The sequence below is a fragment of the Planctomycetaceae bacterium genome (genome assembly GCA_039680605.1).
Lineage (GTDB): Bacteria > Planctomycetota > Phycisphaerae > SM23-33 > SM23-33 > JAJFUU01.
Map to the genome: position 1 here is coordinate 95,287 of JBDKTA010000067.1, position 14,403 is coordinate 109,689.

Annotated in this window: 13 protein-coding genes and 1 tRNA gene; 7 read left to right on the plus strand and 7 right to left on the minus strand. The window is 63.3% G+C overall.

Going from position 1 to position 14,403, the window contains the following annotated elements; genetic code table 11:
* Positions 1–166 precede the first annotated feature (166 nt).
* The 4 genes from ABFD92_19840 to ABFD92_19855 all read left to right on the plus strand — a co-directional run bounded on the left by ABFD92_19840 (position 167) and on the right by ABFD92_19855 (position 4,456).
* Positions 167–1,027, plus strand: a complete 861-nt coding sequence (locus tag ABFD92_19840; protein ID MEN6506794.1) for a hypothetical protein — start codon at positions 167–169, stop codon at positions 1,025–1,027.
* A gap of 184 nt (positions 1,028–1,211) precedes the next feature.
* Positions 1,212–1,454, plus strand: a complete 243-nt coding sequence (locus ABFD92_19845; GenBank protein ID MEN6506795.1) for a helix-turn-helix domain-containing protein — start codon at positions 1,212–1,214, stop codon at positions 1,452–1,454.
* 257 nt (positions 1,455–1,711) lie between these two features.
* Positions 1,712–3,949 (plus strand): DUF3987 domain-containing protein, encoded by a 2,238-nt coding sequence (locus ABFD92_19850; GenBank protein MEN6506796.1) that lies wholly within the window; start codon positions 1,712–1,714, stop codon positions 3,947–3,949.
* Between the two features lie 300 nt (positions 3,950–4,249).
* Complete coding sequence (locus ABFD92_19855) at positions 4,250–4,456, plus strand: helix-turn-helix transcriptional regulator (protein ID MEN6506797.1); 207 nt, start codon at positions 4,250–4,252, stop codon at positions 4,454–4,456.
* Positions 4,457–4,799: 343 nt separating this feature from the next.
* Here the strand turns inward: ABFD92_19855 and ABFD92_19860 are convergent, their stop codons facing one another.
* The 6 genes from ABFD92_19860 to ABFD92_19885 form a co-directional block, all read right to left on the minus strand.
* Positions 4,800–5,660, minus strand: a complete 861-nt coding sequence (locus tag ABFD92_19860; GenBank protein MEN6506798.1) for a hypothetical protein — start codon at positions 5,658–5,660, stop codon at positions 4,800–4,802.
* Positions 5,661–5,772: 112 nt separating this feature from the next.
* Positions 5,773–5,846 (minus strand) — tRNA-Val (locus ABFD92_19865).
* A 66-nt stretch (positions 5,847–5,912) separates the two neighbouring features.
* Positions 5,913–7,079, minus strand: a complete 1,167-nt coding sequence (locus ABFD92_19870; protein ID MEN6506799.1) for an RluA family pseudouridine synthase — start codon at positions 7,077–7,079, stop codon at positions 5,913–5,915.
* Positions 7,080–7,389: 310 nt separating this feature from the next.
* Positions 7,390–8,013 carry a corrinoid protein gene (locus ABFD92_19875; protein MEN6506800.1) on the minus strand — a complete coding sequence of 208 codons (624 nt, stop codon included), beginning with the start codon at positions 8,011–8,013 and terminating at the stop codon, positions 7,390–7,392.
* A gap of 153 nt (positions 8,014–8,166) precedes the next feature.
* Positions 8,167–8,871 (minus strand): hypothetical protein, encoded by a 705-nt coding sequence (locus ABFD92_19880; GenBank protein ID MEN6506801.1) that lies wholly within the window; start codon positions 8,869–8,871, stop codon positions 8,167–8,169.
* A gap of 172 nt (positions 8,872–9,043) precedes the next feature.
* Complete coding sequence (locus ABFD92_19885) at positions 9,044–9,610, minus strand: hypothetical protein (GenBank protein MEN6506802.1); 567 nt, start codon at positions 9,608–9,610, stop codon at positions 9,044–9,046.
* Positions 9,611–9,950: 340 nt separating this feature from the next.
* On the opposite strand from ABFD92_19885, the gene ABFD92_19890 reads away from it, so the two are divergent.
* From ABFD92_19890 to ABFD92_19900, 3 genes are all read left to right on the plus strand, one after another.
* A complete protein-coding gene (locus ABFD92_19890; protein MEN6506803.1) occupies positions 9,951–10,292 on the plus strand; it encodes a DUF1330 domain-containing protein in 342 nt (113 codons plus the stop codon).
* Positions 10,293–10,428: 136 nt separating this feature from the next.
* The gene (gene ilvD / locus ABFD92_19895; GenBank protein MEN6506804.1) at positions 10,429–12,300 is read left to right on the plus strand and encodes a dihydroxy-acid dehydratase; all 1,872 of its coding nucleotides are present in this window, start codon (positions 10,429–10,431) and stop codon (positions 12,298–12,300) included.
* Between the two features lie 114 nt (positions 12,301–12,414).
* Entirely contained in the window at positions 12,415–12,930 is a 516-nt protein-coding gene (locus ABFD92_19900) for a hypothetical protein (GenBank protein MEN6506805.1), read from the plus strand.
* Here ABFD92_19900 and ABFD92_19905 read toward each other — a convergent pair.
* Positions 12,910–14,379 carry a M20/M25/M40 family metallo-hydrolase gene (locus ABFD92_19905; GenBank protein ID MEN6506806.1) on the minus strand — a complete coding sequence of 490 codons (1,470 nt, stop codon included), beginning with the start codon at positions 14,377–14,379 and terminating at the stop codon, positions 12,910–12,912. The two genes, ABFD92_19900 and ABFD92_19905, sit on opposite strands and share 21 nt — an antisense overlap.
* Positions 14,380–14,403: the final 24 nt, after the last annotated feature.

A 14,403-nucleotide genomic window follows, 5' to 3' on the forward strand; every position in this document is an offset into this window, starting at 1 on the left:
ACGAAGGGACTCCGAAGGAAACGGGACTCCCGCGCCGTGCAGAATCTTTACCACGCCCCCGCCCGGCGCGGGAGAAGGGACGTTAAGTTACCTAGTCTACGGCGAATGGGTAATTTTCACAACATGACTCTTGCGGCCAGCGGTTGTCTGTCGTAGGCTGTGGGGCATGGATGGCACTGGGACATTGGCGAAGGGAATCGACGCTCTCTGGAATGTCGTCAATGAGTTTGGGGCTAGAGCTCGCGCCAATAGGGAACTGGTTGAAGAGGCGGTGCGCTGCTTCTTGGCGGCCGAAACTGTCAGGCATCGCGCGGCGAGTTCTGCAACAGGCTACCCTTGCGGGGATGATGAGGATGCAGTCTTCGAAGTGCTGACTCCCGGCGAGGTCCGAAGCATGGCTATGCACGATGGCGCGATCTATCGCCGCCTGATGAAAGCCAGCGAATCCGATGAGCCGTCATGCGATGAGATGATAACGTATCTTGTTCGCCTGACTGATCTGGTTGTCGACACGGATAAGGATCGCCGCGGACGCCAATCAAGGCAATCGCTTGCACCCAAGCTAGACGGGCGAGACGAAGTGATTTTGCATCTACTCATTTTTCCCGATGACTTGGCTGGCATACGTCAGGACATGGGCACGAAGGGTAGTCACAGAGCGATAGAGTACCTTCATGCGGTCCGAAAGTTTCTTCCGCTTCCCGCCGACGTTGCCGAGGCGGAAGCCACTGCCATGCGGCCCGCCCGTCAGACTGGCCAGCACTGCAAGAAGGTCTCGGTGCCTTCCACTTCGCAGGCTACACCGCCACCGCCCCCGCCTCCACCTGCAGAAGGCCAGCCAAACCAGAAGTGGTCTCGTATCTACAGCATGGAAGAGGCGGCCGAAGCTTTGCGGAGTTCAACCGATAAGATATGGGACCACCTCAAAAAGTACCCATCTTCAGGTTGGCACATAAACCGCGAGACACATCGTTTTGACCTGAACGACGGGTTATTCCTTGACCTTGAACCGGCCGGCCATACCTAAGCCGCTTTCTCCACGCCATTTTCTCGCCGTAACTGGCGGCAACTCACAGGAACTCACCGCAACTCGCGACCTGCCCTCTGGCAGACAGCAGAAGCCACTCCCACAATGCCACGCATGACCTATCCGCGATGGACGCGGCGGGCAAAGGTTTTCTTAAAGCGGCTTGGCCGCAAAGGTGGCAACGATGATTCGTTCAGAAAAATGCAGTTGCGACAGCAAGGATGAGGCGAAGGAAGGGGCTCTTCTGATCGGAGCGGAAGTCGTCGCTTCGATGTTGGACTGCTCGCCGAGACACATCCGGCGGCTGGTGGATGCGGGCGCCTTCCCCCGCCCGGTGAAGCTGGGCACAAAACTGGTGCGCTGGCCGCGCCGTCAAATCGAGGACTTCATTGCCGGCGGCTGCCGTGCGACGGGGAAGGCGGTGTAGCAATGGTTGCCACAATAAAAGTGGCCGCTCGCCAAAGCGGCCACAATTCGAGCCTTCCTGTGGGTCGGGCTCCTGTGTCAGGGCTCAACGTACTTCAGCGAATATGCCAGAGTCAACGGGAATTGGAGAATCCTCCCCCGCCTCCGCTGGAATCGGAGACCTCTCCCCCGCCTCCAGTTGAACCACCTAGCCGGCCGGGTGAGCTATCACCAGCAGAACGCGGCCGGGCGGCCGGGATTCTCCTGCTGTGCGACGCGATGCTTCGAGCCGATGTTTGCGGTCACGACGATCTTCTGAACCTGGCCAAGAACATGGCCCGTGACTACGTGCCCCCGACAGCCTGTCAGTGGTTCATGCCCCCGGCGATTCACGATGCCGGCGAGGTCGATATGGCTGGCTGGGTCGCGACTGAAAACGCGCCGTCTGATTCATGCCGGAAGTCGCTCCTGGACAGCGGGTACGTCGCCTGCCAACATCGAGGGCGAGCAGTCTACATGCCGGCGGTCCAGTATGGTGAATGCGTGACTGCCGGCTGGCGAGGCGAATGGCTGCTTTTCGGCAAAGAGGCGTTGACCTTCACCAGTCCCGATGAGGCTAAGCAATTCTGGGCGGCCGTGATTCACGTTGCCGAGAATGCCGCGGCCGCGCTGGCGCCACACGTCTTCGACTATTGGCGCGTTGGGTTCACGCTGCAGAATGAGCGGCAACTGCTGAACCGCATAGCCGGCATTGAAAGCAAGTTGGCCGGCAGCACTGACGCAAAAGCGGTTCGTGATGCTATCAGCGACTTCGACGCCCTTCTGAGGGAAGCGGATCAGCAGGCAGACAACGAAGAAATCGTTGCCTGGTATGCCGGCCGCGACTCCGACGAAGATACTCCGTACTGGCGCGACTGCGACCGCTTCGGCCAAGAGTTGCAGGCAATCAAAGATGAGCGAAAGCAGGCGGTCCGCAAGCTGCTCGATCAGGAAAAAGCACAGGAAGAAGCCCATATGAAGGAACTATTGGGCGGGACGAATGCGGTTCTTCGTGGCGCTGTTCAATCAGACAGCGGGGAGTCGGCGCCGTCACCACTGGCCGGCCAGTCTGCGGAGTCCATTAAAGGCCAGATCGAAAAGGCGATGGCCCCTATCCTGGCCGGCGTCAGCGATGCCCAGGTGCTTGACGTTATGTGCGGACTCGCAGACTGTCTGCGCGGGGCCGCTGACCGCGAACGCGCCAGCGGTCGACAGTGGCGGCCTTTCCCCCTCGACGCCCTGCCCCGCCGGATTGGTGGCTTCGTCCAGGCGGTGGCCGAAGCGCACAGCGTTGATCCGGTCTTTGTGGTCCTGCCTGTGCTGGCCACAGTCGCGGCGGCAATGGGCAATGCCTGGCGGCTGCGGATCAAGGATGACTTCGACGTTCCCCCGGTGCTGTGGTGTTTTCTTGTCGCGCGAACGGGCACCAATAAGTCGGGCCCGTTTGCGGTGGCCGTAGGACCAATGTGGCAAGTGCCGCCAATGCCCAGTGCCGGCGACGCAATGCTTTCTGTTCGGCAAGAGCAGTACATCATTGACGACGCGACGAGCGAAGCGGTTCTCGCGCGGCTGGGCAAGTGTCCGCGCGGCCTTCTGCTGGCCGGCGACGAACTCGCTGGCTGGCTTCAATCCTTCGACGCATACCGCAAAGGCGCCGGCGGGGATCAGCAGAAGTGGATCAGAATGTGGAACGCGAAACCTATCCGCGTGGACCGCAAAACTACCGATGAGCGGAACATGATCCCGGCGCCAGCGGTCAGCATTGCAGGATCTATTCAGCCGGAACTGCTGAGCAAAGCAGCGGACGCAGAGAAGCTGGCCAGTGGGTTCTTTCCTCGAGCACTGGCAGCCATGCCCCCGGAGCAAAAGCGGCGATGGTCAAACGTCGGGATCAGCGAACAGCAAGCCGCATTCTGGAGGAAGTTGATAGACCGCCTGCGGACGACGCCCTTCGATTCCTTGGAAACCGACACAGGCCAGTATCTGCCGAAGATCGTTACTCTCTCGCCCGAAGCAGACGCGGCCTGGGTCCAGTGGTATGAGGAAGTCGCCGAACGCCTGCACCACTTGACCGGGACGGAGCGTGCTATCACGGCCAAAGCTGACGTGCAGGCTGCGAGGCTGGCGTTCGTACTCTATGGCATGGCCTGCGCCCTGGACGAGTACCCCGCTGGTTGTCACATGCCCGGGCCGATCATGGCCGCGGGCGTCCGCCTGGCGGAGTGGTTCCTTGACGAGACACTTCGGGTCTTTGAGACGACATGCGGCCGCGCCCAAGGGGAGCGGGTCCCGTCTCTCTTGAGTCTCGTCCAAAGGCGAGGCGGTAAGGCGACGCCACGCGACATCCAGCGAGCCGATTCACGGAGCTACCCCAGCGCCGAAGCCGCACGGGTCGCCTTGCAAGACCTCGCCGACGCCGGCCATGGTTCATTCGACGGCCGGGTGTTTGTCGTCAAGCAAGGGAAGGGGAAGCCTTGATGCTGTCGGATTTGTCGGGCATGTCGGACTGTCGGGCGCGTCTTGTACTGCTGCTCAAGAGACAAGAGCGCCCGACAACTGCCCGACAAGTAACGGAAGAAAGAGTAAATGTGTCCGACAAATGCCCGACAAACTTGGTTTATATGTCACGTATGACAGTCCGACAGTCCGACAACCCGACACTTTGCCCCCAAGTGGCCGGTGGGTACTTCCCCCGGCTGGCCGGTCCCCTCGCGCGTGCGCGAAAAAAATCTTGAGTCACTACTTGACAATTAGCAAGTATCGGTTATGATACCTACGATGGCGATTGACGATGACATTCGGAAAGCACTGGCGGCAAGCGGCCGAAGCCGCTACGCCATTGCCAAAGAGAGCGGGATCCTCGAGAGTCAGTTGTCTCGGTTCCTGCACGGCGAGCGCGGCCTGAACGTCGCGAACCTCCAACGCCTGGCCCGTGTGCTCGGCCTGGAGATCATCGTCCGCCAGAAGAACAGAAGGGAGTCTTAACGTGGCCAGCGTATCCACAACCCCCAGCGGCGCGAAGCAAATCAGGCTCGGTCCCAACGAGTGCCCGACAGTGCCGGCGCCCAAGCGCCCGCGTATCGGCGTGGGCAAGGTGAACTCGCGGGCGGCCGAAAGCATGTGCTCGCACGTCGAGGCACTTTGCAGGGCGAAGCGATCCGGCCAGCCGGTGCCCGACGCAACGGCGGCATGGACGGCGGACCTGTCCGGCAAGTTGCGGCGCCAGCTTGAAGGGCTCGATCTGCTCGAACCTCGCGAGCGGCGCACCTGTCCCGCCCTGGGCGAGTGGCTGCAAAGCTACATCGACGGCCGCGGCGACGTGAAGGAATCAACCGGCACGGTCTACGGCCACACCAAGCGCTGCCTGATTAACTTCTTCGGGGAAGGCCGGCGGCTGGACACGATCACGCCCGGCGACGCCGACGCTTTCCGGGTTCACCTTGCCACCAGCGACGATGAAACCGACCGGGAAGCCCTGGCCGATAACACGGTCCGCCGACGCATGGGCATTGCCAAGCAGTTCTTCCGGGCGGCACAGCGCAAGCGGCTGATCGGTGACAATCCATTCGACGGGCAGGCAACGGTCGTGCGCGAGAATGCCAAGCGGTTCTATTACGTGACCGAGACAGAGGCGCAGGCGGTGCTGGCGGCCTGCCCGGATGCCCAGTGGAAGCTGATCTTCGCCCTGGCCCGCTATGGCGGCCTGCGCTGCCCCTCTGAAGTGCTGAAGCTCAAGTGGGTGGACATTGACTGGGAACATGATCGGTTCACAGTCCACAGCGACAAGACGGAGCACCATGCGGACGGCGGTATCCGCCAAGTGCCGATCTTCCCGGAAATCCTGCCGCACCTGCGCGACGTGTTTGAACAGGCGGCCGAAGGCACGGAGTACGTTATCACCCGCTATCGCGACCCCAAGCAAAACCTGCGCACGCAGTTGACGAAGATCATCAAGCGGGCGGGCGTGACGCCCTGGGGCAAGCTGTTCCAGAACCTTCGCAGCACCCGCGAGACAGAGCTTGCCGAGACGTACCCGGTGCAGACCGTCTGCCGGTGGATCGGCAACACCCCCAAGATTGCCATGCGGCATTACCTTCAGACCACCGAAGAACACTGGACCCGGGCGGCCGGCAAGGCGAAGCAAGGCGAGGGAGAAAATCGCGGCCAAAATCGCGGCCAGCCAGTGCATTCCACAGACGGGCAGGAAGGGACACAGCGGCAGACGGAAGAAGAAAACCTCGATATTTCGGCTGTAAAACTAGGTGAGACCCCAACTGACCTCTACGGTCCAAATCAACCAGTGGGCGATACTGGACTCGAACCAGTGACCTTGCGGGTGTGATCCGCACGCTCTAACCAACTGAGCTAATCGCCCGTGGCACAGGCTTTCCAGCCTGTGAACCATTGACACAGCCTGGAAAGGCTGTGCCACGGCTCGGAATTATACCCGCTCGCTTCGTCGTTGCAACTCATTCAGCGTGTCGGTGAAATCTTTTGGCCAGGGGGCGGTGAACTCCATCGGCTCGCGCGTGCGCGGGTGCGTGAAGGCGATCGTGTGCGCGTGCAACGCCTGACGCGTGATCAGCGGGCCGTCGGCTACTTCCGCGTGGCCATCGAGCTGGCTCATGTACAGCGGTCCGCCGCCGTACATCCGGTCGCCGACGATCGGGTGGCCGATGTAACTCATATGCACGCGGAGCTGATGCGTGCGCCCGGTCTGAGGGTACAACTCCACCAGCGTGAACGGCATTGTGCCGCCGGGGCCGGCGGCGAGGCGCTCGAGCACTTTGTAGCGCGTGACAGCAGGTTTGATCGTCACCGGCAGCGGGCGGCCCGTCAGGCGGTGGACGGCGTACTTCTCGCGGATGCGGGCGTGCTTGCCGATGGGAGCGTCGATGAGGTCTTCGTTCATCGACATGCGGCCGTGGACGATCGCGGTGTACGTCTTGTGTACCTTGCGGTGCTCGAACTGCCACCCCAGCCGCCACAGGGCCTGCTCGCTCTTGGCCACGAGCATGATGCCCGTGGTGTCGCGGTCGAGGCGGTGGACGATGCCCGGGCGGAACGCCTCGCCGCTGGTGGGCAGCTCAGAAATGTCGCGCCAGTTCTTCTGGAAGTAATACGCCAGGGCGTTGACCAGCGTGCCCGTCCAGTTGCCCCGCGCGGGGTGAACGATGAGACCGGACTGCTTGTTGACGGCCATCAGGTCGTCGTCTTCATAGATGACGTCAAGCGGGATGGGCTCGGGGGGAATCTCGCGGCGTTTGACGATCGGCAGCATCATATCGATCACGTCGCCGCTGCGGAGGGTGTAGCGCGGCTTGACGATCTTGTCGTTGACGGTGACGTTGCCCTCGCGGATGTAGCCCTGCAGGCTGGTGCGGGAGTGGTCGCGCCCGAGTCGGCCGGCGAGATACTTGTCCAGCCGCCGGTCGCTCTTGGGGCGGCGGATGAGGATCTGGAGATGCTCGAGGCCGTCTTCGTCGGCGGCCAGCGTAGTCTGGACGCCCTCGACGTCGTCGTCGGCAAACTCGGCGGTCTGCTCGTCGGCCTGTTCGTCGGGAGGCAGGTCCTGCTCTTCTGTAATGATGTCTTCCGGGTCAGGCATGTGGTTCATCATACCATAGTCTGTAACGATTACTAATGAGCCGCTGAGGTCGCTGAGGACGCAGAGGAAGGAGCTGTTTTGCCCTCTTTCGGCCTCAGCGTCCTCAGCGACCTCAGCGGCTATCCTTGGCCGCAGGCGGGGAGCATGGGCGAGACGCCCATGCCACACAGACGGAGCATGGGCGAGACGCCCATGCTACTCACGGGCGAGACGCCCGTGCTACGCGCGCAAAAAGGGCCGCGGCGTCTGGGGCGGGCGTTGGAAACGCTTCGCACCAGCCGTCGCGGCCCTGTGAGGTCGCGTGAAGCGGTTACAGCAGGGTCTTGGCCACGTCGGCCGCGCTGGCGGCGTCGGGGGCGTATCCGTCTGCACCGATCTCGTCAGCAAAGCTCTGGGTGACCGGAGCGCCGCCGATGAGGGTTTTGGTCTTGACGCCGGAGGCCTTCATGGCCTTGACCACTTCGCCCATCTGGGGCATGGTGGTGGTCAGCAGGGCGCTCATGGCGCAGACCTGGGCGTTTTCCTTCTTGCAGGCCTCGACGAACTTCTCGGCCGGGGCGTCGGTGCCGATATCGACGACCTTGAGTCCGGCGCCGGTGAGCATCATTCCGACGAGGTTCTTGCCGATGTCGTGCAGGTCGCCCTTGACGGTTCCCAGAACGACGGTGCCGATGGGCTTGACGCCGGCGGCAACGAGCTTGGGCGACAGCACGTCCATCGCGCCGTGCATCGCGCGGGCGGCGATGAGGACTTCGGGCACGTAGATTTCGTTGGCCTTGAACCGCTTGCCCACGACGTTCATGCCGGCGATGAGGCCGTCATTGAGGACCTTGGCCGGGCCCACGCCCTCTTCCAAAGCCTTCTTGGTCAGCTCGACGACCTTGTTGCGATCGCCCTTGATCAACGCGTCTGCCAATGCTTGCAAATCTGCCATGTATGACTCTCCCAACAGTACCGTAAGATCTTCTTCTAAATGCGACGGCTCCATTTTGCCATGCGCCGCCGCACAATGCGAAGCACCCTACACCAGAATCATGCCCATATCAACGTGGAAAGCGAAAAATCTTTCCGACAAAAATCCCGCCCCTCACGGCAACGTAGCCCGGGCCGGAGCGGTCGCCGGGGCGGTCGCCGCCGCGGAGGTGGCGGCCGGGGCCGTCGTGGGCAACTGCACCTGCATGGCCACGGGCTTGGCCAGGGCGTCGAGTTGCTTGAGATCGTCTTTGGCCACGGCCACTGCGGGCGTGCCGGTCAATCGCGGGTCGTCGACGATCGCCTGAAGTTCTTTGCGTGCGGTGGGGAAATCGCCCGTGGTCTGGGCCAGACGCGCCAACCCAAGCCGGGCGCGCCCCACGATCAGGACGTTATCGGAAAAACTGTCCAGCGCCTGGCGATAGTAGCTTTCGGCCTGGGTGTGAATCTTTCTGCGCTCGTCGGGGGGCGTCGTCGGCGGCAGCGTGATCAGCCGCCCGGCGAAGTCATCGCCGAGGGTCACGGTCGCCTGGGCGGCCACGAATGGGTTGGTCTCCTGCTGGGCGAGGCCCTGGAGTTTCTCCACGCGCTGCTCGAAAGTGAGCTCGGGGTTCTGAGTGGCGGCCTGGTATTGCGCCAGCACATCGCGCTGAGCGGTGCGTTTGCGGCCCATGGAGTAGTTGATGATCAAGGCGATCAGCGCCACGATCAACACCGCCCAGGCCACATACGTGCCGTATTTCTTGAGGAAGGCCCCAAGCTTGCTCAGTTCAGTTCCCAGCACGTTGTGCTGCAATTCGTGGCGTCGTTTTGCTTTCATCGATTGGTACTCGTCGTGCGGATCGGCCTGCGCGGCCGCACGCGCGGCCACGGACAACAGGGCGAAGCGGGCATTCTACCGCGGAATCGCGGCAATGCAAACGCCCAAGGGGGAAGTTTATTGAGCGTTGGGGACATGGCGGCTGAGAAACGGGCCGCCGCGTCGGGGCGGGTCAGTCGCGGGTAGATCGCGGTGCGGCGCGGGAGAATCCGGTTCGCGTAACGGCGCGGGCGGCGTCGGCAGGGCGAATCTCGACCGGGCCGGTGCTCCAGAGGCGCACGGTGATGAGGGTGGGATGGATGAAGTTATACCAGGCGGCGCCGGCGATGATGATGCGGCAGCGCTCGTTGTCTTTCTCGAACTCCAGCGTGAACTCGCCGTCGGTGACGAGGTAGTTGATGAACTGCCAGCGGTTGGCCTGCATCTGCTGGCGGAAGAAACGGTTGAGCTCCCACTTGTCGGCGCGGCCTTTATACGTGTGCTCGAGATACCGCGCCGAGCCGGCGCCGAACTCCAGGGTCTGCTTTTCCTTGATCTTGAACCCCATCGGGACGGGCACGTCGGCGATGGGCGAGGTCGCCAGGGGAATCAGATCCGGAACGAGCACCGCGTCGTCGAGCCTGCCGTCGTCGTCGGTAGGCGACATCGTCGCTTCGGTGGTAGTGGTGCTGCTGCAACCGGCCAGCCAGATAATGGCGGCAAAGGCCGCCACGCTTGCGAGCATCCATGTGCGGTTCATGACCAGTCTCCATACGTCCGCCCCCCAAGGGGCGCTTTATCGTTATCGGCCGAAGCTTCGCGACAGGATTACAGATTCCGGCGCTTGTGCGGCTCAAGAAGAAACTTACCACAGAGGCACAGAGAAAGCAGAGGTGGGAACGAAGACAAAACGAAGACAGGAAACTTTCCGGGTCGAATCTTGTTTTATCCCCTCGGCTTTTCTCGTTGTCTCTGTGGTAGGTTTTGCTTTTCTCCCGCCGGGGTGTAGGACAGGATTCCAGATTCCGGCGCTTGTAAATCGGGCGGCGGAGTTATATTCTGTTGCCTTTTCCGGACAATACAGGGCACGGAGACAAAGCGTGGTCGTTGTCGTCAACCTGTTTGACATTATTGAGGGCAAGGAAAAGCAGTACGCCGAGTACCTGCGGCGCGTGCAGCCGATCTTGGACCGCTACGGGGCTTCGGTCGTGCTGTACGGCCTGACGCGCATGGTCTACATGGGCGGCTGTACGCAGCGGTACTGCGGGCTGATCCAGTACAAGAGCCTGGCCGATCTGCGGAAGCTCTCGCATGATCCGGAGTTTCTGGAGATCCGCCCCCTGCGGGACAATTCCACCAAGAACTACGTCCTGACGGCGGTTGAAAATTTCGAAACCATGAACCACGCCGTTGAGTACCTAAGTAACGGCGGTGGACAGTAGTTCCCCGTGTCGCGGACGTCCCCGTCCGCGAGTGTCCACGGGCGTCTCGCCCGCGGAAGGGCATGGGGAAGTTGTAGACGAGGGCAAGATGCCCTCGGCACGCGCGGGCGAGATGCCCGCGACACGGAGTTTCCTTATGCGCAGCGACAACGTCAAAGCCGGGCTCGAACGAGGCCCCCACCGCAGCTTGCTCAAGGCCACCGGACTTCGCGAGAGCGACATCCGCCGCCCGTTCATCGCCATCGTCAACAGCTATACGGACATCGTGCCCGGGCACGTCCACCTCGACGCCGTCGGCGAGTTCGTCAAGCAGCAGGTGCAGGCCGCCGGCGGCACCGCCTTCGTCTTCAACACCATCGCCATCTGCGACGGTATCGCCATGGGGCACTACGGCATGAAGTACTCGCTGGCGTCGCGCGAGCTGATCGCCGACTGCGTCGAGTCGATGGCCGAGGCGCACCAGTTCGACGGCATGATCTGCATCCCCAACTGCGACAAGATCATCCCCGGAATGCTCATGGCCTCCATCCGCCTGAACATCCCCACCATCTTCGCCTCGGGCGGGCCGATGGAAGCCGGAAACGTCTGCGGCAAAGACGTCGACCTGATCGACCAGTTCTACGCCGTCGCGCAGTTCAAGACCGGCAAGATGACCGCCGCCCAGGTCAAGCAATACGAAGACAACACCTGCCCCACCTGCGGATCGTGCAGCGGCATGTTCACCGCCAACAGCATGAACTGCCTGTGCGAGGCCGTCGGCATGGCGCTGCCGGGCAACGGAACCTGCCTGGCGACTTCGCCGGCGCGGATGGATCTGTTCAAGAACGCCGCCCGGCGCATTGTGGCGATGGTCAAGGAATGGTCCAGCGGCGGCTGCCGAAAGGCCTACCCCCTGCTGCCGCGGAACATCATGACCAAGAAAGCCTTCGAGAACGCCTTCGCGCTGGACATGGCCATGGGCGGCTCGACCAACACGGTGCTGCACCTGCTCGCCCTGGCGAGCGAGGCCGGCGTGCCGTTCGGGCTTAAGGACATCGAGCGCGTCACCGCCCGCACGCCCAACATCTCTCGCGTGGCGCCTTCGTGTACGCCCGAGGGCAAGATTTACCACGTGCAGGACGTCCACCGCGCGGGCGGCATCCACACGATCATGGGCCAGCTCTGGTGGGACAAGCCCGCCCTGGTCCACGCCGAGGTGCCGACGGTCACCGGTCAGCCGCTGATGAAGAATCTCGAACAGTGGTCGCTGCGCAGCAAGAAGTGCCTGCCGGCGGCAAAGAAGATGTATCGCGAAGGTTCCAAAGCCACCGGCCGCAGCGTCGCGCAGGTCAAGGCGATGTACCGCGGCGAAAAGCCCGCCGCCCTGGTCGCCCGCAATACCGCCAAGCTCGACGTGCAGGACGTGATCCGCACGCTGGAGCGGCCGTTCACCGCCAAGGGCGGGCTGGTCGTGCTGTACGGCAACATCGCCACGCGCGGGGCGATGGTCAAACTCGCCGGCGTCGACCCGGCGATGTACAAGCACTCGGGACCTGCCGTCATCTTTGAAGGGCAGGAAGACGCCTGCGCCGGAATCCTGGGCGGCAAGGTCAAGGCCGGCGACGTGGTCATCATCCGCAACGAAGGACCCAAGGGCGGCCCGGGCATGCAGGAAATGCTTGCCCCGACGAGCTACATCAAGGGCATGGGCCTGGGCGCCGCCTGCGCGCTGATCACCGACGGGCGGTTCTCCGGCGGCACGGCCGGGGCGTGCATCGGGCATGTTTCGCCCGAGGCGGCCGCCGGCGGCGAGATCGGTCTGCTGAAAAACGGCGACGTGATCGACATCGACATCCCCGCCGGCAAGATGAACGCCCGCGTGACGGCGGCCGAGTTCGCCCGCCGCCGCAAGACCTGGAAGCCGGTCCCGGCCCCGATCCGCCACGGCGCCCTGGGCCGCTACGCCGCCCACGCCACCAGCGCCGACACCGGCGCCATCCTGGACTGGCCCGGAAAACCAAAAGTTTAGCAGCGGTAGTCTCGCCGCTTGCGGCTTCGCGAGCCCTCGGCGCCCCTGCAGCACGCGGGGGCTTTAAATACTGTTATCTTCACGCACTTGACAAAGCTCCTCGACAAGCTGTGCTTGCTTGCCACGCGTCACGTGCGGCTGATGCGCGTGGTGCTGCTGGGGCTGATGATCCTGATCACCGCCGCCGCGGCGTGGCGGTTGATTCAGTGGCGCATCTGGGAGAACCGCGAAGCTCTCATGAACGGCCTTTACAGCCTGCCGATGGCGCCGCTGCTGTTCTGGTGGATGATCGCCATGCTGCAGCGCCCGCAGCACATCAAGCCCTACCCGGTCCTGATAGACGCCCTGGCCGTGACGCTTGCCGCTTCACGCATCGCCGGGCCGTTCTTCCCCGCGTCCGGCCACGTGCTGTTCCTGGTGTACTCGTTCCTGGCCACCCGCAACGTCCCCTATCGCTATGCGGCCGCTACGATGCTTGTTTTGACGCTGGTCTGCAAGTTCGTGCTTTTCCACGACCCTATCACGCCCACCACCGGCGCAATCGCCGCGGTAATACTGTGGCGGCTGCGATGCTCCGCCATGAGAGACAGCCGCTCCAGGTGGGCTCCTTCAGGGGCCCGGGGCGAATGAATCGTCGAGCAGGCGCAGCACGTCGACGGCCACGTCAGTCACCTGCGCCACGCCGGCCATGTTCACCGTTTCGGCGCGATCCGTGCGGCAGTGGTAGTGATCGGTGAAGCGGCCGAAGAAGAACAGCGTCGGCACGTTGCGGTCGTTGAAGGGCGCCTGGTCGGACCACATAGTGCGATTGACAATGCCCAGTGGATGCACCTTTGTCGGGCGGTTGGCCAGTTCCGCCACTGCCAGGGCCTGTCGGAACGGCTGGCGGATGCAGTTGCCGATGACAGTCACGTGCGCATCCTTCACCGCTCCGATCTGATCGAAGTTGATCATGGCGGCCGTCCGGTGCAGCGGCGCCACCGGATAGTTCACGTAATGCTTTGAGCCCAGCAGGCCGAACTCCTCGGCGTCGAAGGCGATAAAGACGTACGTGCATTTCCTTTCCTTCAGGACAGCTACGGCCCGCGCCGTCTCGATCAGGGCGGCAATTCCCGAGGCGTTGTCGTCAGCGCCGGGCCGAACGCCCAGTCCGGCATCGCGGGCGCGCTGGCCGCTGGAAGGCAGATGGTCGTAATGCGCCCCGACGACCAACGCCGGCGCGTCGGGCCCACCGGGCGCCGGCAACACGCCGATGACGTTCTGCCCCATGGCCGGCGCCAGGTCGCAGTTGCCGCTGACGCGTGCGCCCAGGCCTGCGGTGAGCGGCTTCTTCCCTGCTGCAAGATCCTCCAGCGTCTGCCGCCGGGGGCTCTGCTTGAGAATATCCCGCGCTAAAGCGCGGCTGATGCGCATCGCCGGCAGCGGACCGTCGCCTCGTCCGAGCAGGCTGTCGAGCGCGTCTTCGCCGTCGGTGACGGGCGCCTGCGGCGGCGTCACCAGCAGCACCGCCCGCGCGCCGGCCTTGGCGGCATGCTTGAGCTTGTCGCGCGTCAGCATATCGCGCAGGGCCGCGTTCTTGCTCCACCAGAGGCTGTTTTTTGAAACGCCCGCGGCGGTTCCCTGCAGCAGGAGCACCACTTTGCCTTTGGCGTCAACAGCAGTGAAATCGGAGGCATGCTGGCCGTACCCGACAAACACGATCTCGCCTTCGAACGAACCGCTGCACCCCGCGGCGACGGGGGCGAAATCCTTGAAGACCTGCAGCGCCGGCAGCGACGGAACCTTCAGCATGCACGCCTCTCCCGGCGCTCGCATGAACTCGATCTCGAAGGGCTGAACCCACTGCCCGCCGCGAGCTCCTGCCACGAGGCCGACCGATTGAAACTGCTGCACGATGTACTGGCGGGCCTGCACGTTGCCCGGCGTGCCGACCATCCGCCCGCCACGGGCAGGATCGGCCAGTGTATCGATGTGCCTGCCCACGGCCGCCGGCGTCGCCGACGGCGACTGGGCCGACAGCAGCACGGTCGCATCGACAGGCCGATATGCGGGTTGGCAGCCGCAGGCGATGATAAGCATCGCCCACGCCGCCCACGGCCAATG

Excerpts from the sequence above, each read along its gene's own strand:
- ABFD92_19840 (MEN6506794.1), top strand. The coding sequence starts at position 167 with ATGGATGGCACTGGGACATTGGCGAAGGGAATCGACGCTCTCTGGAAT.
- ABFD92_19855 (MEN6506797.1), top strand. The coding sequence starts at position 4,250 with ATGGCGATTGACGATGACATTCGGAAAGCACTGGCGGCAAGCGGCCGA.
- ABFD92_19850 (MEN6506796.1), top strand. The coding sequence starts at position 1,712 with ATGCTTCGAGCCGATGTTTGCGGTCACGACGATCTTCTGAACCTGGCC.
- ABFD92_19860 (MEN6506798.1), bottom strand. The coding sequence starts at position 5,660 with ATGCACTGGCTGGCCGCGATTTTGGCCGCGATTTTCTCCCTCGCCTTG.
- ilvD (MEN6506804.1), top strand. The coding sequence starts at position 10,429 with ATGCGCAGCGACAACGTCAAAGCCGGGCTCGAACGAGGCCCCCACCGC.
- ABFD92_19845 (MEN6506795.1), top strand. The coding sequence starts at position 1,212 with ATGATTCGTTCAGAAAAATGCAGTTGCGACAGCAAGGATGAGGCGAAG.
- ABFD92_19880 (MEN6506801.1), bottom strand. The coding sequence starts at position 8,871 with ATGAAAGCAAAACGACGCCACGAATTGCAGCACAACGTGCTGGGAACT.
- ABFD92_19905 (MEN6506806.1), bottom strand. The coding sequence starts at position 14,379 with ATGCTTATCATCGCCTGCGGCTGCCAACCCGCATATCGGCCTGTCGAT.
- ABFD92_19885 (MEN6506802.1), bottom strand. The coding sequence starts at position 9,610 with ATGAACCGCACATGGATGCTCGCAAGCGTGGCGGCCTTTGCCGCCATT.
- ABFD92_19870 (MEN6506799.1), bottom strand. The coding sequence starts at position 7,079 with ATGCCTGACCCGGAAGACATCATTACAGAAGAGCAGGACCTGCCTCCC.
- ABFD92_19875 (MEN6506800.1), bottom strand. The coding sequence starts at position 8,013 with ATGGCAGATTTGCAAGCATTGGCAGACGCGTTGATCAAGGGCGATCGC.